Annotated in this window: 13 protein-coding genes and 1 pseudogene; 11 read left to right on the top strand and 3 right to left on the bottom strand. The window is 72.6% G+C overall.

The genetic code is table 11. The annotated features are described in order from the left end of the window. Positions 1-43: 43 nt before the first annotated feature. On the bottom strand, positions 44-2,128 hold the full coding sequence (locus tag ACFQ8C_RS31305; RefSeq protein ID WP_383464065.1) for a protein kinase: 2,085 nt from the start codon (positions 2,126-2,128) through the stop codon (positions 44-46). A gap of 287 nt (positions 2,129-2,415) precedes the next feature. On the opposite strand from ACFQ8C_RS31305, the gene ACFQ8C_RS31300 reads away from it, so the two are divergent. From ACFQ8C_RS31300 to ACFQ8C_RS31275, 6 genes are all read left to right on the top strand, one after another. After that, entirely contained in the window at positions 2,416-2,847 is a 432-nt protein-coding gene (locus ACFQ8C_RS31300; RefSeq protein WP_383464062.1) for a hypothetical protein, read from the top strand. Positions 2,848-2,866: 19 nt separating this feature from the next. Continuing rightward, positions 2,867-5,143 (top strand): DUF6571 family protein, encoded by a 2,277-nt coding sequence (locus tag ACFQ8C_RS31295; protein WP_383464059.1) that lies wholly within the window; start codon positions 2,867-2,869, stop codon positions 5,141-5,143. A 2-nt stretch (positions 5,144-5,145) separates the two neighbouring features. Next, entirely contained in the window at positions 5,146-5,724 is a 579-nt protein-coding gene (locus ACFQ8C_RS31290; RefSeq protein WP_383464057.1) for a hypothetical protein, read from the top strand. 125 nt (positions 5,725-5,849) lie between these two features. Next, positions 5,850-8,072 (top strand): MMPL family transporter, encoded by a 2,223-nt coding sequence (locus ACFQ8C_RS31285; protein WP_383464055.1) that lies wholly within the window; start codon positions 5,850-5,852, stop codon positions 8,070-8,072. A 158-nt stretch (positions 8,073-8,230) separates the two neighbouring features. Beyond that, the gene (locus ACFQ8C_RS31280; protein ID WP_383464052.1) at positions 8,231-8,404 is read left to right on the top strand and encodes a hypothetical protein; all 174 of its coding nucleotides are present in this window, start codon (positions 8,231-8,233) and stop codon (positions 8,402-8,404) included. A 7-nt stretch (positions 8,405-8,411) separates the two neighbouring features. Then, positions 8,412-11,477, top strand: a complete 3,066-nt coding sequence (locus tag ACFQ8C_RS31275; protein ID WP_383464049.1) for an AAA family ATPase — start codon at positions 8,412-8,414, stop codon at positions 11,475-11,477. Positions 11,478-11,531: 54 nt separating this feature from the next. Here ACFQ8C_RS31275 and ACFQ8C_RS31270 read toward each other — a convergent pair whose 3' ends face one another. Continuing rightward, complete coding sequence (locus ACFQ8C_RS31270; protein WP_383464047.1) at positions 11,532-12,665, bottom strand: PQQ-dependent sugar dehydrogenase; 1,134 nt, start codon at positions 12,663-12,665, stop codon at positions 11,532-11,534. A gap of 143 nt (positions 12,666-12,808) precedes the next feature. Continuing rightward, a complete protein-coding gene (locus ACFQ8C_RS31265; RefSeq protein WP_383464044.1) occupies positions 12,809-13,822 on the bottom strand; it encodes an aldo/keto reductase in 1,014 nt (337 codons plus the stop codon). A gap of 75 nt (positions 13,823-13,897) precedes the next feature. On the opposite strand from ACFQ8C_RS31265, the gene ACFQ8C_RS31260 reads away from it, so the two are divergent. From ACFQ8C_RS31260 to ilvC, 5 genes and pseudogenes are all read left to right on the top strand, one after another. Next, positions 13,898-14,860, top strand: coding sequence for a 2-hydroxyacid dehydrogenase (locus tag ACFQ8C_RS31260; protein ID WP_383464041.1), 963 nt, complete (start codon positions 13,898-13,900; stop codon positions 14,858-14,860). 591 nt (positions 14,861-15,451) lie between these two features. Further along, a pseudogene (locus ACFQ8C_RS31255) lies at positions 15,452-18,299 on the top strand (putative bifunctional diguanylate cyclase/phosphodiesterase). A 226-nt stretch (positions 18,300-18,525) separates the two neighbouring features. Next, positions 18,526-20,379, top strand: coding sequence for an acetolactate synthase large subunit (locus tag ACFQ8C_RS31250; protein ID WP_383464039.1), 1,854 nt, complete (start codon positions 18,526-18,528; stop codon positions 20,377-20,379). Positions 20,380-20,411: 32 nt separating this feature from the next. Beyond that, positions 20,412-20,939 carry an acetolactate synthase small subunit gene (gene ilvN, locus ACFQ8C_RS31245; RefSeq protein ID WP_383464037.1) on the top strand — a complete coding sequence of 176 codons (528 nt, stop codon included), beginning with the start codon at positions 20,412-20,414 and terminating at the stop codon, positions 20,937-20,939. 119 nt (positions 20,940-21,058) lie between these two features. After that, on the top strand, positions 21,059-22,060 hold the full coding sequence (ilvC, locus tag ACFQ8C_RS31240) for a ketol-acid reductoisomerase (protein ID WP_383464034.1): 1,002 nt from the start codon (positions 21,059-21,061) through the stop codon (positions 22,058-22,060). Positions 22,061-22,094: the final 34 nt, after the last annotated feature.

The following is a 22,094-nucleotide window of genomic DNA, read 5'->3' as shown; positions in this document are numbered from 1 at the left end:
CACCGGAACTCTTCGGTGCGGGGCCGCCCTCGTGTCGTATGGGCTACCGCTTGAGCATCGGGGCCGCGATGATGCCGCTCCCGGAGTCGGTGCAGGTCTCCTCGATCTTGAGGCGGAGCCGCAGCGCCCCTTCGATGTTCAGGCTCTTGGTGATCGGCCTGCCCAGGTGCACGGTCTCGTTGAAGAGCGCGGGCTTGTCGTCGACCGAGATCACGACCCGCGCGGTCTCGATCTTGGAGCCGTCATCGATGCCGGCGGTGAACTGGAAGGTCTTCCACTCCCGGTTCAGGTCGTATTCGACGTAGCCGCCGTAGTAGCAGTCGCCGATCAGGGCGGAGCCGTACTCGGTGGTGTTGATCTTCGCGCTGCCGATGTCGAAGTGGTCGGGATCGCTGACGGAGGCGAGGGTGGTGAGGTCGGCCTCCTTCGCGTCCGGCACGGACCCGGGGTCGATCGACGGGCTGCCGCTGTCGGTCGGGTCGGCGGTCGCCTCCTCCGAGGGCGCCTCCGTGCTCGGCTCCTCCGACGGCGCGTCGGTGGTCGGTTCCTCGGTGGGCTCCTCGGAGGTGGCGCCGGCCGTCACCGGCGCGGACGTCGTGGCGGACGGACCCGCCTGGTCGTTCTTGGCGTCCTTGTCCTTCTTGTCGCCGAGCAGCTTGATGCCCGCCACCGCGAGGACGGCGACCAGCAGGACGCCCGCGACGGCGCCGATCAGCGGCCCCTTGCGGCGCCTGCGAGGCTCCGGTGACCGCTGCGGCCGGGGGCCGGTCGGTCCGCCGGGTCCGCCGGGTCCGCCCACGGTGGGCATCCCGGCCGTCGGCGCCCCGTACCCCTGGCCGCCGTAGCCCGGCCCGCCGTACGTCGGCACGCCGGTGGTCGGCGGACCGTACGCGCCCTGCCCGGCGTCGTAGCCGACGGGCGCGGCCGGGGTCGGCGCGGGCGCGCCGAAGCCCGTCGGGGGCGTGTCGGCGGGCGCCTGCGTGGCGGGGGCCGGCGCGGGGTCCGGAGCCGGGACGGGCACGGGGGCGGGTGCGGGCGTGGGTGCGGAGACCGGGGGCTGGGTCGGCGGGGGCGTCGGGGCGGCGTCCTGGGGAGCCGCGTCCTGGGGCGCGGCGGCCGGTGGCTCGGCGGGCGGGGGGCCGACCGGCGGGGCCGCGGGGAGCGGGGGCACGGCCGGGGCGTCGGCCGGACGCGGCGGGACCGCGTCCTGCGGGGTCGCCGGGCGGGAGGTGGTCGTGGTGGAGACCACCCCGTGCCGGACCTCCTTCACCCACGACGACAGCGACAGCGGTCGCCTGTCCGGGTCGGCGGCGGCGATCGCCAGCACCTTCCGGCGCTGGTCCTCGGGCAGCCCGGCGATCTGCGGCACGGCGCCGAAGGCCGCCGCCAGCTGCTCGGGCGTGGCCGGCGGGGACTGACCGCTCAGCAGGAAGTAGGCGATGGCCCCGAAGGCGTACCGGTCGGTGGACGGGGTCCGCTTGCCCTCGAAGATCTCCGGCGCCGCGTAGCCGGGGGTGAACCACACCTCGGCGGTCTGGTGGTCGGCGGTCAGCTTGCTGAGACCGAAGTCGACGAGGGTGGCCTGGCCGTGCTCGTCGACCATCACGTTGCCGGGCGAGAGGTCGCCGTGGACGACGGTCCGGCCGGACGGCGTGGCCTTGCCGGAGTGCAGCCAGTCGAGGACGTCGGCGAGCTGCTCCAGCGTCCGCATGACCTCACGCCGCTCGGCGGGGGTGGTCAGCGTCCGCTCGGCGCGCCAGTCGCGCAGGTCGAGGCCGTCGACGTGGTTCATGACGAGGACGAGGGCCCGGCCGGTGAGGGTGCCGGACTCGCCGGGCGCGTGGATCGGCGAGCCCTGGAAGTGCTCGCGCACGCCGACGACGCCGGGGCGGCTGACGAAGCGCAGCAGCTCGGCCTGCTCGTTCCACTTGCGGCTGACCCGCTCGAAGATCTCGGGCGTGATCGTCGTCTTCGAGTCGAGGACCTTGACGACGACCGGCTCGGTACCGCCCGCGAGCTCGATCTCCGCGAGATAGAGCACCGCCTCGCCGCCGCGTCCGATGGAGCGGAGCAGCCGGTAGCGGTCCGGTGCGGAGTCAGGTCCGATGTGGTGTGCCGACTTGCTCAACGTTCCCCCAAGGCACAGTGAATGACAGGGGGTCAGCTTGCCGCCCGAGAGGATCCGGGGTCAACCGAACAGTCCCCGCCCGAGAGAAGTGAAACCCCCTGGTTATCCGCCCGCGACACAAACCCGCCCCGCCACCTTCCCCCGTTCGCGACCGCGCACGCACTTCGTGCTGCGGAAGGGGTGCAAGCGGACAAAAGGGCGGTCGAGGGCGAGGGATGCCTGTTGCTTCCGTGAAGTGATCGACGCGCGCCGACTAGAATGCCCGTCCGGCCGAAGGAGGGGGTCCGATGTCCTGGGACGAGTGGGAGAAGCTCAAGTACGCCACCGCAGAGGGGCGTCCGACGGAGATGCGCCTGAACGGACTTGACGGAAATGCCGGAGCCACCGCGGGTTCGGCGGATCTGGTGGTGAACCAGGACGACCTCGGGGCGATCGGCCACGAGGCGTACCTGCTGTACGGACGGCTCTCCCGGGACGGCGACCACGCCCGGCCCTCGACCTTCGACGCGTCGATCGCCCTCACGAACGGCAACTTCACCAGCGGCTCGGAGCTGTTGAAGGTGCACGACCGGTGGAACAGCCAGCTGCGCACGCTCCTGGACGCCTGCGCCCGGATCTCCAACCACCTCGACTACAGCAAGTCCGTCCACGCCAAGGACGACGCGGACATCGGAGGCCAACTGCTCTCCACGTCCAAGATCGACGAGTACTTCAAGTAGAGGATCCGGGGGAATCGCCGTGCTGACATTCGAGGACGTCGTCAACGCGCCCGTCGCCAAGCTGAAGCAGGCCGCGGACGACTGGTCGGAGATGGCCACCAAGCTGAAGACGCTCGCCACCGACGCCCGCGAAGGCATGAAGGCCAAGACCGACAAGGCCCAGTGGCAGGGCGTCAACTCCGACGTCACCCGGCCCTTCGTCGCCAAGACGGCCAAGGAGTTCGAGGACGCCGAGGCGCAGGCGAAGGGCATCCAGCTGCTGCTCGCCGACGCCCACGCCTCATTCCTGGCCGCTCGGGACTCCCTCGTCAGGATCAGGGACGAGGAGGGTCCGGCCGCCGGCGTCCACGTCGACGCGAAGGGCCAGGTCACCCCGCGGCACGACCTGGAGAAGGACGTGACGGCACGCCACGACCCGGACCGGCAGGGCTACGCCGCGGACGTGCGCAAGCAGAAGGAGGCCGTGGCAGCCTGGCAGCGGAAGATCGACCGCCTCGTCGAGGACTGCGCCGACGCCGACGACTCGCTGCGGCGCGCGCTCGCGGCGAACGTGAAGGACGACCACGACTTCACTGCCCCCACGTACAAGAGCCTCGACGAGGAGCAGGTGGCCCGGGCCGCGGAGCTGCTGAAGAAGGTCAGCGGCGAAGGCGGCACGGCGCGGAACGTGGCCGAGCTGAAGGAGCTCGAAGACCTCCTCGACGACAACAGGAACGACCCCGAGTTCGCGACCGGCTTCTACCGCTGGGTGGGCCCCGCGGCCACGCTCGACGCCTATGCGGAGATGTCGCTGAACTCCACGTCCCTCGGCCCGGCCGGCAAGGACCGCGTCGACATGGTCCGCAACATCCAGTCCGACATGGGCGCCATGCTCGGCCTCGCCACCCAGAAGTCGACCCCGAACCACCTCGACGCCGTGTGGACGAGCGAGCTGATGAAGTCCGGTCGCAAGCAGCTCGACGTCCAGGGCGTCGGCTTCTCGCAGATCTACGGCTACCAGGCCCTGAGCGGCCTCCTCCGGGACGGCACGTACGACAAGGACTTCCTGGTGTCCGTCGGCCGGGACATGGTCGCCATGGACCGGGAGAAGCCCGGCGTCTGGTCCGAGTCCCTGCCCAGGAGCATGGACCAGCGCATCAACCTCGACGAGACCGGCGGCAAGGGTTTCAACCCCCTCACCGGCCTCATGGAGGCGATGGCCAACAATCCGGATGCCTCCGCGACCTTCTTCGACGAGCAGCTCCGCTCGGACACGAACAAGGACGGCATCGTCACGCTGGCGGACGAGGAGCTCACGGGCAAGGACGCGAAGAGCGTCGTCGACTACATGCTCGACAAGAAGCCCACGGACGACTACTACGACACGGTCTCCGGCGGCGAGCAGCACCCCGGCCAGGCGGCCACGGGCAACGCCCTGGAGGCCGCGGTCACCGGCCGCGTCCCCGGCGACGAGAGCGCGAAGCCCGTGGAGCACTCCAAGACCATGGCGAGCGTCATGGAGAAGGTCGTCGAGAAGATCGGCACCTCGCCCGAGCTCGCCGTCGACGACGGCCCGCTCGCCGGCATCGCCCCGAACCTCGGCAACATGGCCGCCGAGTACATGCCGGACCTCCAGGCCACCGCCGAGAACGGTGCGGACCGGATCAAGCCCTTCGGCGAGAGGGCGGAGTTCGAGAAGGACAAGATGGCACTGTTCCTCGGCGCGGTCGGCCAGGACCCCGACGCCTACGGAGCGATCACCAACGCCCAGCAGGCGTTCACCACCGCGCTCGTCTCCGACGTCTTCCAGAACCCGGAGAAGTACGCCGACACGGGCGAGGCCGTGCGGAACGCCGTCCACCCGGGCGGGGAGATCGCGGGCATGATGAGCGAGGCGAGGGCCCAGGCGACGATCGATGCCGCGGCCCGTGCGGACAAGGAATTCAACGAGGGCGTCGCGGACAATGCGAAGTGGACGAACCGCGTGATCGACCTCGTGGGGGCCAAGTACGTCGAGATGCTGCCCGTGGGCGGTGACGTCATCGGCTGGATCAAGGAGGACATCACCGAGTCGGCCGTGAAGGGGGCGGAGAAGGATACGTCGACTGAAGCCCGCCATGAAGCCGCGTCGGGCTATGCGGACGCCGAGGAGTCCGCCAAGGATTCTGCCGCGAGCGCCGTGGAACGGGCTGGGAAGGCGGCCGGGCTCACAAAAGATCAGATCGATGACTACAAGGGTTCCGCCTCGACCGAGACGGCGTCGGCCCACTCCATCGGTCGCGATTTCGCAGTCGTCCGGATCTCCGGGGAGAAATGATCATGAGCCGCTTCCTTCGCACTGCCGCAGCGGTGTCGACAGCCGTGGTCGCGGCAGGTCTTCTGGCCGGTTGCACGGAGAGCGAGCCGAAGGCCGTCCCGACGCTTCCCGAGCGCATCTGCTGGGGCGGAGCGTTCGCCGGCGGCGATGTGGCCCCCCTCCTGCCGCCCGGTGACAAGGCAGAGTTCTCACGCCTGGCCGGCCGGCCCTTCGTTCTGACAGAGGACATCGACTCCCAGACCTGCACGCTCTACATCGATGGGCGGACAAGGTTCCAGGCCGTCGCCGATTTCCAGGAATTCGAAGACGCCGTGGACTGGACGTCGTGGGACTCCGCTGACCCCGAGCCGCTCGATGTGGGGGACAAGGGAATCGTCTGGGACACAGGTGCTGCCTCCTATTTCGCCTGTGAACCGGCGAAGAATCCCAAATCTCCGGGACAGTACATCGAGCTGAGGATCTCCCTGAGTGACCCGCCCGACACATCCAAGCTCCAGGCCGCCTTGCCGGAGCTAATGAAAGATTTCATGACCTTCGCCCAGAGCGAGCTCCGGTGCGCCGGAGGTTCCGCCCGCCAGTAGCGCCCCGCTGGCGGGCGGTAGCGGGGGCATTCCCGCACCCTGTGAGGATCGACACGAAACGGGCAAACGATCACGTTTGGCTGCGAGAGTGGGCTGCGAGCACCGATCCAGGCAGGGAGCACGTCTTGGCAGCCATCGCACGGTGGTTCATCCGGCACCGCCTCGTCGCCGTCCTCCTGTGGGTCCTCGCCCTCGTCGGGATCGGTGGCGCCGCGGCCTTCGCCGGCAGCGCGTACTCCAACGACTACGAGGTGCCCGGCACCGAGTCGGGACGCGCCACCGCCCTCCTCGACCGAGGCTTCCAGGGGCTCGGCGGCGACACCGACACCATCGTCTGGCACACCGAGCGCGGCAGCGTCCGCGCCGACGCCGTCCAGGAACGCGTCGCGCCCATGCTGGAGAAGGTCTCCGCCCTCCCCGGCGTCGCCGCCGTCACCTCCCCGTACGGGGGCGGGGCCGCACCCGGCCAGGTCAGCGAGGACGGGCGCACCGCCTACGCCACCGTGACCTTCCGCGAGCAGGCCGACGACATCCCCGTCGAGCAGGCGCGGGCCCTCGTCGACACCGCGAAGGCCGCCGGGACCGAAGGGCTCCAGGTGGAGCTCGGCGGCAGCGCCGTCGCCCTCACCGAGGCCCCCGGCGGACACGTCGCCGAGGCCGTCGGAGTCGCCGTCGCCGCCGTCGTCCTCTTCCTCGCCTTCGGCTCCCTCGCCGCCTCCCTGCTGCCCATCGCCACCGCCCTGGTCAGCGTCGGCATCGCCTACTCCGGGATCGTGCTCCTCGGCCACCTGATGACGGTCGCCGACTTCGCCCCCATGCTCGGCATGCTCGTCGGCCTCGGCGTCGGCATCGACTACGCCCTCTTCATCGTCACCCGGCACCGCAAGGGCCTGAAACGCGGCCTGAGCGTCGCCGAGGCGGCCGAGACCGCCGTCGCCACCACCGGCAGGGCCGTCGTCTTCGCGGGCGCCACCGTCTGCATCGCCCTCCTCGGCATGCTCATCCTCCGGCTGAGCTTCCTCAACGGCGTCGCGATCGCCGCCTCCCTCACCGTCGTCCTCACCGTCGCCGCCTCCGTCACCCTGCTGCCCGCGCTGCTCTCCCTCATCGGCATGCGCGCCCTCTCCCGGCGCGAGCGGCGCGCCCTCGCGGAGCACGGCCCGCAGCCCGAGCTGCCCACCGGCTTCGCCGCCCGCTGGTCCGCCTTCGTCGAGCGCCACCCCAAGCTCCTCGGGGCCGTCGCCGCCGTCGTCATGGCCGTGCTCGCCCTGCCGACGCTCTCGCTCCACCTCGGCACCTCCGACCAGGGCAACAACCCGGCCGCCTCCACGACCCGACAGGCGTACGACCTCCTCGCCGACGGTTTCGGGCCCGGCGTCAACGGCCCGCTCACGCTCGTCGCCGGCCTCGACGGCGCCGACGACCGGGTCGCCCTCGACCAGCTGCCGGCCGCGCTCGCCGCCACCAAGGGCGTCGCCTCCGTCTCCCCGGTCACCTACAACGGCTCCGGCGACACCGCCCTCCTCACCGTCGTCCCCGACTCCTCGCCGCAGTCGAAGGCCACCAGCGACCTCGTCGACCGGCTCCGCCAGGACGTCGTCCCGGCCGCCGAGACCGGCACCTCCCTGGACGTCCAGGTCGGCGGGATCACCGCCTCGTACGACGACTTCGCCGAGATCATCGTCGGCAAGCTGCCGCTCTTCGTCGGCGCCGTCGTCGCCCTCGGCTGCCTGCTCCTGCTGCTCGCCTTCCGGTCCATCGGCATCCCGCTGAAGGCCGCCGTCATGAACATCGCCGCCGTCGCCGCCGCCTTCGGCATCGTCGTCGCGATCTTCCAGTGGGGCTGGGGCAGCGAACTCCTCGGCCTCGGCAGCGCCGGCCCGATCGAGCCCTTCCTCCCCGTGATCATGGTCTCGGTCCTCTTCGGCCTCTCCATGGACTACCAGGTCTTCCTGGTCAGCCGGATGTACGAGGAGTGGCTGGAGACCGGCGACAACCGGCGGGCGGTCCGGGTCGGCCTCGCCGAGACCAGCCGGGTGATCAACTCCGCCGCGGTCATCATGATCTCGGTCTTCCTCGCCTTCGTCCTCTCCGGCGACCGGGTCATCGCGATGTTCGGCATCGCCCTCGCCGCCGCCGTCGCCCTCGACGCCTTCGTCCTGCGCACCCTCCTCGTCCCCGCGCTCATGCACATGCTCGGCGGCGCCAACTGGTGGCTGCCGCGCCGCCTCGACCGGATCCTGCCCCGGATCAGCATCGAGCCCCCGGAATGCCGGGTCGCCGCCGACGCCCGCGCCAGGATTCCCGCCCAGCGCGAGACCGTACGCATCACCGAGGACTCGGTCTGAGCCGGAAGGGGCCCCTCCCTAAGGCGCCCCCCGGCCCTCCCTAAGGCCCCCCGTACCCCGAACATGCGGCACTCGCCCGATGCCCCGGCACCGACTGGGCGAGGAAGGTAGAGGCATCGCAAGGAGCGATACCGACACCACAGCCCAGGGAGCACCCCATGTTCGCGTACGAACTCCACCGCGCCGCCCACGCCGAGCTGGTCCGCGAGGCCGCCGCCCAGCGCCTCGGCCGCGAGGCCGCCCGCGCCGCCAAGGCCGTCCGCCGGGCCGGACGCCAGGAACCCGAGGGGCGGGTGAGCGCCGGCAGGGACCGCTACGCCCAGGTCGCGTGACCCCCGTATGAGCGACCCGCGCGGCGCCTGTGCGATGCTCGGCGCCGTGGAGACCAGGTCCGTCAGTCCCGTCTTCGTCGGCCGCGCCGGCGAACTCACCGCCCTCACCGAGGCGCTCTCCCGCGCGACCGCGGGGGAGCCCCAGGCGCTCCTCGTCGCCGGCGAGGCCGGCGTCGGCAAGACCCGGCTCGTCGAGGAGTTCCGCGACGCGGCCTGCGACGCCGGCGCCGTCGTCGCCCTCGGCGGCTGCGTGGAGCTCGGCGCCGACGGACTCCCCTTCGCCCCCTTCTCCACCGCCCTGCGCTCCCTGCGCCGCCGCCTCCCCGACGAGCTCACCGCCGCCGCCGACGGCCACGAGGGCGAGCTGGCCCGCCTCCTCCCCGAGCTCGGCGACCCCGGCGGCGCCGACTCCGGCGACGAGGACGCCACCGCCCGCCTCTTCGAGCTCACCGTCCGCCTCCTGGAACGGCTCGCCGCCGACCGCACCCTCGTCCTCGTCCTCGAAGACCTCCACTGGGCCGACACCTCCACCCGCCACCTCCTCACCTACCTGCTGCGCACCCTGCGCCGCGGCCGGATCGTGGTCGTCGCCACCTACCGCGCCGACGACATCCACCGCCGCCACCCGCTGCGCCCCCTCCTCGCCGAACTCGACCGGATGCGCACCATCCGCCGCATCGAGCTCTCCCGCTTCACCCGCACCGAGGTGCACCGCCAGCTCACCGGCATCCTCGCCGCCGAACCCGCCCCCGGCCTCGTCGACGAGATCTTCGACCGCTCCGACGGCAACGCCTTCTTCGTCGAGGAACTCGTCGCCTCCCGCTCCTGCGGCGACGGCACGAACCCGCTCAGCGACTCCCTCCGCGACCTGCTCCTGGTCCGCGTCGAGGCCCTCCCCGAGGACGCCCAGCGGGTCGCCCGGATCATCGCCGAGGGCGGCTCCACCGTCGAGCACGGCCTCCTCGGCGCCGTCTCCCGCCTCGCCGAGGACGACCTCATCGAGGCCCTGCGCGCCGCCGTCGGCGCCAACCTCCTGCTCGCCGTCCCCGACGGCGACGGCTACCGCTTCCGCCACTCCCTGGTCCGCGAGGCCGTCAGCGACGACCTCCTGCCCGGCGAACGCTCCCGCCTCAATCGCCGCTACGCCGAGGCCCTGGAGGCCGACCCCGGCCTCGTCCGTCCCGAGGAGCGGGCCACCCGCCTGGCCACGTACTGGTACCACGCCCACGACCCGGCCAAGGCCCTCCCCGCCGTCCTCGACGCCTCCGTCGCCACCCGCAAGCGCCACGCCTACGCCGAACAGCTCCGCCTCCTCGAACGGGCCATGGAGCTCTGGGACGAGGCCCCCGCCGAGGTCCGGGCCGGCCTGCGCCCCATCGACTACGCCGAGTCCTACCCGGCCTGCGGCTGCGACCCCGAGACCACCCCGCTGCGCCACCTCGACCTGCTCGCCGAGGCCGCCGTCGCCGCCCGCCTCTGCGGCGAACGCGAACGCGCCCTCAAGATCGGCAAGATGGCCCTCCGCCTCCTCGACGGCGACGAGGAGCACGACCCGCTGCGCGCCGCCTGGTTCTGGGCCGAACAGGCCCGGCTCCAGTCCAACCTCGGCCGCGGCGATGGCTGGGCCGAGATCTCCCGCGCCCAGGAACTCGTCAAGGGCCTGCCGCCCTCCGCCGTCCACGCCACCGTCCTGGCCGGCGCCGCCGGCTGGGGCATGCTCCGCAGCCCCGGCCCCGACGCCCTCGCCGCCGCCGAACGCGCCGTCGAGTACGCCCGCCTGGTCAAGGCCGAGGCGACCGAACTCAACGCCCGCCTCACCCTCGGCACCATCATGGTCGCCGCCGGCGAACGCGAGGCCGGCCTCGCCGAGATGCACGCGGTCCGCGAACGGACCACCGCGCTCGGCCAGTTCCACGAGGCCGCCCGGGCCCACATCAACCTCGCCTCCGCCCTGGAGTCCCTCGGCCGCTCCGCCGAGGCCGTCGAACTCGCCGACGCCGGCCTCGAACTCACCCGCGCCCGCGGCCTGGTCGAATCCGCCGGCTGGATCCGCGGCAACAAGGCCGAGTCCCTCCACTCCCTCGGCCGCTGGGACGAGGCCCGCGCCGAGGCCGAACGCCTCCTCTCCTCCAACACCAGCACCAAGCCCCGTGCCTCCGCCCACCTGCGGCTCGCCCAGATCGCCGTCGCCCGGGGCGAGACGACCACCGCCCTGCGCCACCTCGACGAGGCCCGAGCCGTCTACGGCACCCGCGACCCCATCCCGCAGTACACCCTGCCGCTGGCCGGCATCGACGCCACCGCGGCCGCCGCCGAGGGCCGCCTCGCCGACGTCCGCGCCCGCCTCGTGGCCGCCGCCGACGCCGGCTTCCCGCCCGGCACCCACCGCTACGGCTGGCCCCTCGTCCTCGCCGCCGTCACCGCCGAGGCCGACAGCCGCGGCCTGCCCGCCGCCGAGGAGGGCCGCGACCAGGCGCTGGCCGTCATCCGCCGCTGCGTCCGCGCCCTCGCCGCCCCCGCCCCCGTCTGGGCCGCCCACTCGGCCCAGGTCGCCGAGGAGCTGGCCCGCGCCGAGGGCCGCGAGACCGCCGCCCGCTGGGCGGAGGCCGTCGAGGCCTGGGCCCCGCTCGGCCGGCCCTATCCGCTGGCCCGCGTCCGCCACCGGTTCGCCGACGCCCTCCTCACCGAGGGCGGCCGGCGCGAGGAGGCCACGGCCCTGCTCCGGCAGGCCCACGCCACCGCCGTCGCCCTCGGCGCCCGCCCTCTCCGCGAGGACGTCGAACTGCTCGCCGCCCGGGCCCGCGTCCCCCTCACCGCCGACCCCCGCTCCGGCGCCCCGGAGGCCGAGCCCGAGCCCGAGGCCGACGCCTTCGGCCTGACCCCCCGCGAACAGGACGTCCTGGGTCTGGTCGCGGTCGGCCGCACCAACCGGCAGATCGCCGAGGAACTCTTCATCTCACCCAAGACGGCCAGCGTCCACGTCTCCAACATCCTGGCCAAGCTCGGAGTCTCCGGCCGCGGCGAGGCCGCCGCGCTCGCCCACCGCCTCCACCTCCTCGACACCACCCGCTGACCCGCGCCGAAGGAGCGCCCCGGCCCCGTACACCGCCTTCCCGGGCCGGGGCCGTCATCTCACGTCGAGCCGCAGGATCCGGTCGTCCCCGGCCTCGGGCGTGCCCCGGGTGTCCGTCTCGCTCGTCACCAGCCACAGCCGCCCGTCCCCGTCCGCGAGGACCGTCCGCAGCCGCCCGTACTCACCGCTCAGGAACGCCTCCGGCTCCCCGGACCGCTCCGGCCCCGACAGCGGGATCCGCCACAGCCGCTCGCCCCGCAGCCCCGCCATCCACACCGCGCCCCGGGTGTAGGCGATCCCGCTCGGCGAGGCCTCCGACGTGGGCCACTGCGCCACCGGGTCCACGAACCCGGCCTTCCCCGCCCGCCCCTCGACCTCCGGCCAGCCGTAGTTCCGTCCCGGCTCGACCAGGTTCAGCTCGTCCCAGGTGTTCTGCCCGAACTCCGCCGCCCACAGCCGCCCTTCGGCGTCCCAGGTGATCCCCTGCACGTTCCGGTGTCCGTACGAATAGACCACCGAGCCCTCGAAGGGATTGCCCGGCGCCGGCCGGCCCTCCGGAGTCATCCGCAGGATCTTCCCGCCCAGCGACTCCCGGTCCTGCGCGAGCCCCGTCTCGCCCGTCTCCCCCGTCCCCGCGTAGAGCATCCCGTCCGGGCCGAAGGCGATCCGCCCGCCGTCGTGGATCGTGCCCTTGGGGATGCCGGTGAGCACCGGCTCCGGTGCGCCCAGGCGGTCGCCGGCCCCGCCGCCGTACCGCATCCGCACGATCCGGTTGTCCGACCCGGCGGTCAGGTACGCGTACACCCACCCCTCGCGCACCGCCAGGCCCATCAGCCCGCCCTCGCCGCCCGGCACCACCCCGGGCACCTCGCCCAGCGAGGTCTTCGCCCCGCTCCGCCCGTCCACCCGGGTGATCGTCCGCTCGTCCCGCGAGGAGACCAGGAGGTCCCCGCCGGGCAGCGCGGCCAGCCCCCAGGGCGAGCGCAGCCCCTCGGTGAGCGTCCCCGCCACCGTCACCCGCCCGTCTCCGGCCGGACGCTCGGGCGCGGAGGCGGCCGACGAGGCCGGGGGCGAGCCGGGCGGCGCCGAGGTGTTCCGCGCACCGGTGTCACCGCCAGGGGAGCACCCCGCGGCGAGCACCAGCGCGGCGACGCCCCCCAGGGCCTTCAGTACAGCAGGACGGCTCATGATCCGGTTCCCCTTCGACGGCGACGACGGTGCGAGTGGTCGAGCGGCATCCCTTCCACTCTTGATACACCGCTCGCCCCGATCGCGTTCCCGCCTCCGGCCGACTTTCCGGGATCTTCCCGAACCGCCGGCGAAACCGCGGGTCAGGCCGGCCTCTCGTGCCAGGACTCCCGGGCCGCCGGCAGCGCCGCGAGCTCCGCCAGGTCGCCGGCCGTGAGCCGCAGCCCGGCCGCCCCGGCGTTCTCCACCGCCCACCGCTCCCGCTTCGTCCCCGGTACCGGCACCACGTGCCGCCCCTGCGCGAGCACCCACGCCAGCGCCACCTGCGCCGTGGTCACCGCGTCGCCGTGCCGCGCGGCCACCCGCCGCAGCCCGGCCACCAGCGGCTGGTTCGCCGCCATCATCTCGGCGGTGAAGCGGGGGTGCCTGGCCCGCGGGTCGTCCGGCTCGAAGCCGCCGCCCGGCGTCAGCGTCCCGGTCAGGAACCCGCTGCCCAGCGGCATCGCCGCCAGCAGCCCGACGCCGCGCGCCGCGCACCAGGGCAGCAGCCGCGCCAGCGCCTCCGGGGCCCACACCGACAGCTCGGCCTGGATCGCCGCCACCGGGAACACCTGCTGCACGCGGGTCAGTTGGCGGATCGTTCCCTCATACAGGTCTCCGGTCCGCGAACGCCGGGTCCGCCGTACGCCGACCGCGCTCAGTCCGAGTGCCCGCACCTTCCCCGCGGCCACCAGCTCCGCCATCGCGCCCCAGGTCTCCTCCACCGGGACCTCCGGGTCCGCGCGGTGCAGGAGGTACAGGTCGAGGACGTCCGTCTGGAGGCGCCGGAGCGAGGCGTCGCAGGCCCGGCGCACGTACTCCGGCCGCCCGCTGGCGACCACGTGCCCGTCGCCGACCAGCAGCCCGCACTTCGTCGACACGAAGACGTCCGCCCGACGCTCCTTCAGCACCCGTCCCAGCAGCAGTTCGTTGGTGAACGGCCCGTACATGTCGGCCGTGTCGAGCAGGCTCACCCCGGCGTCCAGGGCCGCGTGCACGGCCCGCAGCGAGCGGTCACCCCGCTGCTCCGACCGGCTGTACCCCCAGCTCATCGGCATGCAGCCGAGGCCGATGGCCCCCACGTCGAGCGCCGTCGCCCCGATAGTCCTGCGCTCCACGTGCCGCTACCCCTCCCTGTGCCGCCCCCCAAAGTAACCAATGGCGCGCGGGATTCTTCGCATAGCCTCCCGGTCATGACACTCGCACCCACCGCCGCTGACGTGTGGCTTCCGATCCCCGCCGACGAGATCGACGGGCTGCCCGACCCGGGCGCGTCGGGGCTGAACTACCTTTTCTGGGACGGCGGAGCCGACTTCCCGGCCGACCCGGCCGACTGCGGCTTCTACGTCGTCCCGTACATGAAGGGCTCCGAGATCGCGGTCCGGCCGCTCGCCGCGATGACCTCGCTGCGCGTCGTCCAGACCCTCTCGGCCGGCATCGACCACGTCGTGCCCGGCCTCGGTTCCCTCGGCCCCGGCGTCTCGGTCTGCAACGCCAAGGGCGTCCACGAGGCCAGCACCGCCGAACTCACCCTCGCCCTCGTCCTCGCCTCGCTGCGCGGCATCCCCCGCTTCGTGCGCGGCCAGGACGCCGAGGAGTGGCGGGACGGCTTCTACCCGGCGCTCGCCGACAAGTCCGTCCTGATCGTCGGGTACGGATCGATCGGCTCGGCGATCGAGGACCGGCTCGCGCCCTTCGAGTGCGCGCGGGTGGCGCGCGTCGCACGCTCCGCGCGCACCACGGCCCGCGGCCCCGTGCACGCCCTGGCCGAGCTGCCGGCCCTGCTTCCCGAGGCCGACGTGGTGGTGCTCTCGACTCCGCTCACGCCGGAGACCCGGCACCTGGCCGACGCGGGGTTCCTCGCCCGGATGAAGGACGGGGCGCTGCTCGTCAACGTCGCCCGGGGCCCGGTGGTCGACACGAACGCCCTGCTCAAGGAGGTGGAGAGCGGAAGGATCACGGCGGCGCTCGACGTGACCGACCCCGAACCGCTGCCTGCCGGGCACCCGCTGTGGCACGCTCCCGGTGTGCTCCTGACGCCCCACGTCGGCGGTTCCACCTCGGCGTTCATGCCGAGGGCGAAGCGGCTGATCGCGGCACAGGTCGGACGGTACGCGGCGGGGGAGGAGCTCGCGAACGTCCTCCGCACCACCTGAGGTCGCCACGGGCGGCGTGCGCCCCCGTCACGCGCCGCACGCAAGCCCCCTGTCCGTCACGGAGAGTACTGCGGCCCTGTCCCTGAGTGACGGTCCTGGTGTATCGTCCCGGATCGGGGGACATGCGTCGTGTACGGGCTGACGCTGGGGAGCGAAGTGACGGGTCATCAGATTCCGAGGGGGGTGACGGGTGAAGCACGGCCGACGGACCGACGGTCCGGCGCGGCGACGCCGCCGGCGCGCCTCCCGCACCTCGCCGCCGGTCTCACACGTTCGGTGCCGGACCAGGCCGCGCCCCACCGCGCGGAGTGCCTGGACGGCACGCCGCCCATCGACGCCGCGGGCCCGCGCCGCGTCCCGGACCCCTGCCCCGAGGCGACTGCCCCGGGGGCGTACGCCCATGCCGGCGCGCACGGTCCGGACCCCGCGCGCCCCGCGCGCGACGTGCCCTCCGCACGCCGCGGCGAGACCGACGCCCCCGCCGGCCCCCGGAGTCCGCACGCCTTCGGCGGGGCGGACGGTGAGGGCGGCGGCTTCGGGCACGACGAGGAGCGGGAGAGCGCGGTGAGCGCCACCGGCGCCACGGCGGTGATGCGGCGCGGCCCCGTCGCCGGGCTGCCCGGACCCGAGCACTCCGCCCCCGGCCCGGACCGCCCGGCCGCCTGGGCCGGCTCGCTCCTCGCGCAGGTCGCCCTCGGCCTCGTCTGCGCCGGCTACACCACCGGCGCCGCCCTCGGCTGGGGCTCGCCCCGGCTCGCCCTCGTCATGGGCGACTTCGGGCTGAGCGTCGCCGCCTTCACCGCCGCCGTCTCCTGCTTCCTCTACGCCAGGGCCGAGCGCGGCGGCACCCGCCCCGCCTGGCTCCTCTTCGCCTTCTCGTCCTTCATGGCCGGCGCCGGGAACGCCGTCTGGGGCTGGTACGAGGTCGTGCGCGGCCAGGAGGTCCCCGAGTCCTCCGTCGCCGACCTGTTCTTCTTACTCTTCGCCCCGCCCGCCATCGTCGGCCTCCTCGTCCTCGCCAAGAAGCCCGTCACCCGGGCCGGCTGGGTCTGCCTGGGGCTCGACGCCTGGCTCATCGCCGGGTCCCTGCTGACCCTCTCCTGGAGCCTCGCGCTCGCCCACACCGCCCACTTCCAGGGCGAGTCCGTGGCCCAGGCCGCACTGTCGCTCGCGTACCCGCTGCTCGACATCGTGCTCGTCAGCATGGTCCTCGCGCTCCACTTCCGGCGCTCCCAGGCCAACCGCTCGGCGGTCAACACCGCCATCGCCGCGCTCGCCCTCACCGTGCTCTGCGACGCCCTCTTCACCTCGCCGCTGCTGCGCGCCAACTACGTCTCGGGACAGCTGCTCGACGCCGGCTGGTTCGCCGGCTCCCTGCTGCTCGCGTACGCCCCCTGGGGCGTCCACCGCCCGCCGGAGGTGGCGGCGGCCCGGGGCCCGGGGCTGCCCAGCCGGCCCATCGCCGGCTCGCTCGCCGCCCTCACCCCGTACCTCGCGGCCGCCGTCTGCACCCTCGGCATCCTGTACAACGTCGTCGAGGGGCGCCGGGTGGACCGCGTCGTCGTCCTCACCGGCTGCGCCGTCGTCCTCGCCCTCGTCGTCCGCCAGGGCATCATGCTGATCGACAACATCGGCCTCACCCACGAACTGGCCCAGAAGGAGAACCACTTCAGGTCGCTCGTGCAGAGCTCCAGCGACGTCATCATGATCGCCGCGCCCAACGGCGTCCTGCGGTACGTCAGCCCCGCCGCCACCGGGGTGTACGGTCGCGACGCGGAGGAGCTCATCGGCTCCGAACTGGCCGCGCTCATCCACCCCGAGGACCTCGGCGCCGTCGTCCACGAGGTGCGCCGCTTCCTCGCCGCCTCGCCCGCCGAGGAGCCCACCACCCGCATCGAGTGCCGCTTCCGCTCCGGCACCGGCGACTGGCTCAACGTCGAGTCCACCGTCAACCGCCACCAGGGCGGTCTGATCTTCAACAGCCGTGACGTCACCGAGCGCGTCCGGCTCCAGGCCCAGTTGCAGCACAACGCCGAGCACGACCCGCTCACCGACCTGCCCAACCGCGCGCTCTTCACCCACCGCGTCGGACAGGCCCTCGGCGGCCGCCGCTCCTCGGACCCCGGCACCGCCGTGCTCTTCATCGACCTCGACGGCTTCAAGGCGGTCAACGACCGGCTCGGCCACCAGGCCGGGGACGACCTCCTCGTCCAGGCCGCCCGCCGCCTCCAGGAGGCCGTGCGGGCCGGGGACACCGCCGCCCGGCTCGGCGGCGACGAGTTCGCCGCCCTCATCCTCGGCGACGGCCTGCGCGACCGGGCCGCCCGCGAGACCCAGGTCAAGGAGATCGCCGACCGCCTCAGGCTCACCCTCTCCCGCCCCTACCGCGTGGACGGGGGCACCGAGGTCCGGGTCGCCGCCTCCATCGGCGTCGCCTTCGCCGAGCCCGGCATCGGCGCCGGCGACCTGCTGCGCAACGCGGACCTCGCCATGTACCGCGCCAAGGCCGGCGGAAAGGACCGGGTCGAGCTCTACGTGCCCCAGATGCAGGCCGAGGTCGTCCGGCGCACCGAGCTCGCCGCCCGGCTGCGCAGCGCGCTCCACGACGGGGAGTTCGCCCTCCTCCACCAGCCCGTCGTGGAACTGGCCACCGGCCGGGTCTCCGCCGTCAGCGCGCAGGCCCGCTGGCGCTCCGCCCAGGGCATCCTCTTCACCCCCGCCGAGTACCTGCGGGTCACCGACGACGGGGAGCGCACCGCGGAGCTGGGCCGCTGGCTCCTGGAGGAGGCCGTCGAGCAGGCCGCCGACCGGGCCGGCGCCGGCCACCGGGCCCCGGTCTCCGTCCGGCTCTCCGCCCGCCGGCTGCTCGACCGCTCGATGCCCCTCGGCTCCGTCGAGGCCCTGCTCGCCCGCCACGGGCTGCCCTCCGGCTCCCTCGTCATCGAGCTGGCCGACACCGACCAGCGGACCCCCCTCGACGAGCTGGAGCAGCGCCTGGTCGCCCTGCGCCGGCTCGGCGTGCGGATCGCCCTCGACGGCTTCGGCAGCGGACACGTCGCCGTCCACGCGCTCAGGCGCCTGCCGGTCGACATACTGAAACTGGACAGGGCACTCGTCGAAGGAGTGGTCGAATCCGCCCGGCTCCGCAAGATCACCAGCGGGGTGCTCCGCATCGCCGGCGAGCTGGGCATGCAGACCGTCGCCGAGGGCGTCGACGTCCCCGAGCAGGTGCTGGCCCTGCGCTCCATGGGCTGCCGGCACGCGCAGGGCATGGCCTTCTCGGGCCCCCTCGACGAGTACCGGCTTCGCCGCGCCCTCGTGCGGGGCGACTACCCACTGCCCGGAGCCGTCTCCGTACCGGCCGGGACGGGTCCCGAGGAGCGGCGGAATCCATCCCCCGAACAGCTCACATGATGAGACGCGCGTCCCACCCACTTGACAGTGGTGTGGCCCGAGAGGGAGGGTCAGTGCCATGCGCACCCGAATTCTCGTACTTGGAAAGCGCGTCGGCTGAAGCCGGGCCCCTGAAGGCCGGCTGAGAACCACCCGACGCGCTCCCCTCGCTTGCCTTCCGGCACGAGGGGTTTTTTGTTGCACCGGTTCTCCCGGAAGTCGACGCGAAACCCCGTAAAACCCCCGCAAAAAACCCTCTGCTTCGAGAAGAGATGCTGATGACCGAGCAGGCCACCGGGCACCATCCGCAGCCGCGGCCCCGCAGCGGCGCGACGCCCGCCCCCACCGTCGAGCACGTCACGGGCGCGCAGTCCCTCATCCGTTCTCTCGAAGAGGTGGGTGCGGACACCGTCTTCGGCATCCCGGGCGGCTGCATCCTCCCCGCGTACGACCCGATGATGGACAGCACGAAGGTCCGCCACATCCTGGTCCGCCACGAGCAGGGTGCCGGCCACGCGGCCACCGGCTACGCCCAGGCCACCGGCAAGGTCGGCGTCTGTATGGCGACCTCCGGTCCCGGCGCGACCAACCTGGTCACCCCGATCGCCGACGCGCACATGGACTCGGTCCCGCTGGTCGCGATCACCGGTCAGGTCGCCTCCAAGGCGATCGGCACCGACGCCTTCCAGGAGGCGGACATCGTCGGCATCACCATGCCGATCACCAAGCACAACTTCCTGGTCACCAGGGCCGAGGACATCGCGAAGACCATCGCCGAGGCCTTCCACATCGCCTCCACCGGCCGTCCCGGCCCGGTCCTGGTCGACATCGCCAAGGACGCCCTGCAGGCGAAGACCACCTTCTCCTGGCCCCCGCAGACCGACCTGCCCGGCTACCGCCCGGTGACCAAGCCGCACGCCAAGCAGATCCGCGAGGCCGCGAAGCTCATCGCCGCCGCCAAGCGCCCGGTCCTCTACGTCGGCGGCGGCGTCATCAAGGCGGGTGCCACGGCCGAGCTGAAGATCCTGGCCGAGCTCACCGGCGCCCCCGTCACCACCACCCTGATGGCCCTCGGCGCCTTCCCCGACAGCCACCCGCTGCACGTCGGCATGCCCGGTATGCACGGCTCCGTCACCGCCGTCACCGCGCTCCAGAAGGCCGACCTGATCGTCGCCCTCGGCGCCCGCTTCGACGACCGCGTCACCGGCAAGCTCGACAGCTTCGCCCCGTACGCCAAGATCGTCCACGCGGACATCGACCCGGCCGAGATCGGCAAGAACCGCGCCGCCGACGTCCCGATCGTCGGTGACGCCCGCGAGGTCATCGCCGACCTGGTCCAGGCCGTCCAGGCCGAGCACAGCGAGGGCAACCAGGGCGACTACTCCGCCTGGTGGTCCGACCTGAACCGCTGGCGCGAGACCTACCCGCTCGGCTACGACCTGCCGGAGGACGGCAGCCTCTCCCCGCAGCAGGTCATCCAGCGCATCGGCCGGCTCGCCCCCGAGGGCACCATCTTCACCGCGGGCGTCGGCCAGCACCAGATGTGGGCCGCCCACTTCATCGACTACGAGAAGCCGGCCACCTGGCTGAACTCCGGCGGCCTGGGGACCATGGGCTACGCCGTCCCGGCCGCCATGGGCGCCAAGGCCGGCTCGCCCGACCGGACGGTCTGGGCGATCGACGGCGACGGCTGCTTCCAGATGACCAATCAGGAGCTCACCACCTGCGCCCTGAACAACATCCCGATCAAGGTCGCCATCATCAACAACGGCGCCCTCGGGATGGTCCGCCAGTGGCAGACCCTCTTCTACAACCAGCGCTACTCCAACACCGTCCTGCACTCCGGCCCGGACGACGTCAACCCGGAGGCCAAGGGCACCCGCGTCCCGGACTTCGTGAAGCTGTCCGAGGCCATGGGCTGTGTCGCCCTGCGCTGCGAGTCCCCGGACGACCTCGACAAGGTCATCGCCGAGGCCAACGCCATCAACGACCGGCCGGTCGTCGTCGACTTCATCGTCCACGAGGACGCCCAGGTCTGGCCGATGGTCGCCGCCGGCACCTCCAACGACGAGGTCATGGCCGCGCGGGGCGTCCGCCCCGACTTCGGCGACGGCGAAGACGACTGAGCGAGCAGAGCGAAAAAGGAAGAGACCCAGACATGTCCACCAAGCACACGCTCTCCGTCCTGGTCGAGAACACGCCCGGCATCCTCGCCCGGATCGCCGCCCTGTTCTCCCGCCGCGGCTTCAACATCGACTCCCTCGCCGTCGGCGTCACCGAGCACCCCGACATCAGCCGCATCACCATCGTGGTCAGCGTCGAGGACCTGCCCCTGGAGCAGGTGACCAAGCAGCTCAACAAGCTGGTCAACGTCCTGAAGATCGTCGAACTCGAGCCCAGCGCCGCGATCCAGCGCGAGCTCGTCCTGGTGAAGGTCCGCGCCGACAACGAGACCCGCTCCCAGATCGTCGAGATCGTCAAGCTCTTCCGCGCCAAGACCGTCGACGTCTCGCCCGAGGCCGTCACCATCGAGGCCACCGGTTCGAGCGACAAGCTGGAGGCCATGCTCAAGATGCTCGAGCAGTTCGGCATCAAGGAGCTCGTCCAGTCGGGCACCATCGCCATAGGGCGTGGCGCCCGGTCCATCACGGACCGGTCCCTGCGGGCACTCGACCGCAGCGCCTGAGAGTCACCGGAAGCCGACCGCCGGTCCGTCCGGCGGTCCGACTGACGAGACCCGAAAACCTCCCTTCCGCTCCCCGCCGTACGGTGGGACGCAACACCAGCACCTCAAGGAGAATTCCAGTGGCCGAGCTGTTCTACGACGCCGACGCCGACCTCTCGATCATCCAGGGCCGCAAGGTCGCGGTGATCGGTTACGGCAGCCAGGGTCACGCCCACGCGCTGTCGCTCCGCGACTCGGGTGTCGACGTCCGCGTCGGTCTGCACGAGGGCTCCAAGTCCAAGGCCAAGGCCGAGGAGCAGGGCCTGCGCGTGGTCACCCCCGCCGAGGCGGCGGCCGAGGCCGACCTCATCATGATCCTGATCCCGGACCCGATCCAGGCCAAGGTCTACGAGGAGTCCATCGCCCCGAACCTGCAGGACGGCGACGCGCTCTTCTTCGCCCACGGCTTCAACGTCCGCTTCGGCTTCATCAAGCCCCCGGCCGGCGTCGACGTCGCCCTGGTCGCCCCGAAGGGCCCGGGCCACCTGGTCCGCCGTCAGTACGAGGAGGGCCGCGGCGTCCCCGCGATCGCCGCCGTCGAGCAGGACGCCACCGGCAACGCCTTCGCGCTCGCCCTCTCCTACGCCAAGGCGATCGGCGGCACCCGCGCCGGCGTCATCAAGACCACCTTCACCGAGGAGACCGAGACCGACCTCTTCGGCGAGCAGGCCGTCCTCTGCGGTGGCGCCTCCGCGCTCGTCAAGGCGGGCTTCGAGACCCTCGTCGAGGCCGGCTACCAGCCGGAGATCGCCTACTTCGAGTGCCTCCACGAGCTGAAGCTCATCGTCGACCTCATGTACGAGGGCGGCCTGGAGAAGATGCGCTGGTCCGTCTCCGAGACCGCCGAGTGGGGCGACTACATCACCGGCCCGCGCGTCATCACCGCCGACACCAAGGCGGAGATGAAGAAGGTCCTCACCGAGATCCAGGACGGCACCTTCGCCCAGAACTGGATGGACGAGTACCACGGCGGTCTGAAGAAGTACAACGAGTACAAGACCCAGGACGAGCAGCACCTCCTGGAGACCACCGGCAAGGAGCTGCGCAAGCTCATGAGCTGGGTGAACGACGAGGAGGCGTAAGCCCCTCGGCGCGGGGCCGGACACTCTGTCCGGC

The sequence above is a fragment of the Streptomyces sp. NPDC056503 genome, from assembly GCF_042794995.1.
Taxonomy (GTDB): domain Bacteria; phylum Actinomycetota; class Actinomycetes; order Streptomycetales; family Streptomycetaceae; genus Streptomyces.
Note: the sequence above shows the minus strand (reverse complement) of the source record. Positions and strands in the feature narration are given on the sequence as shown.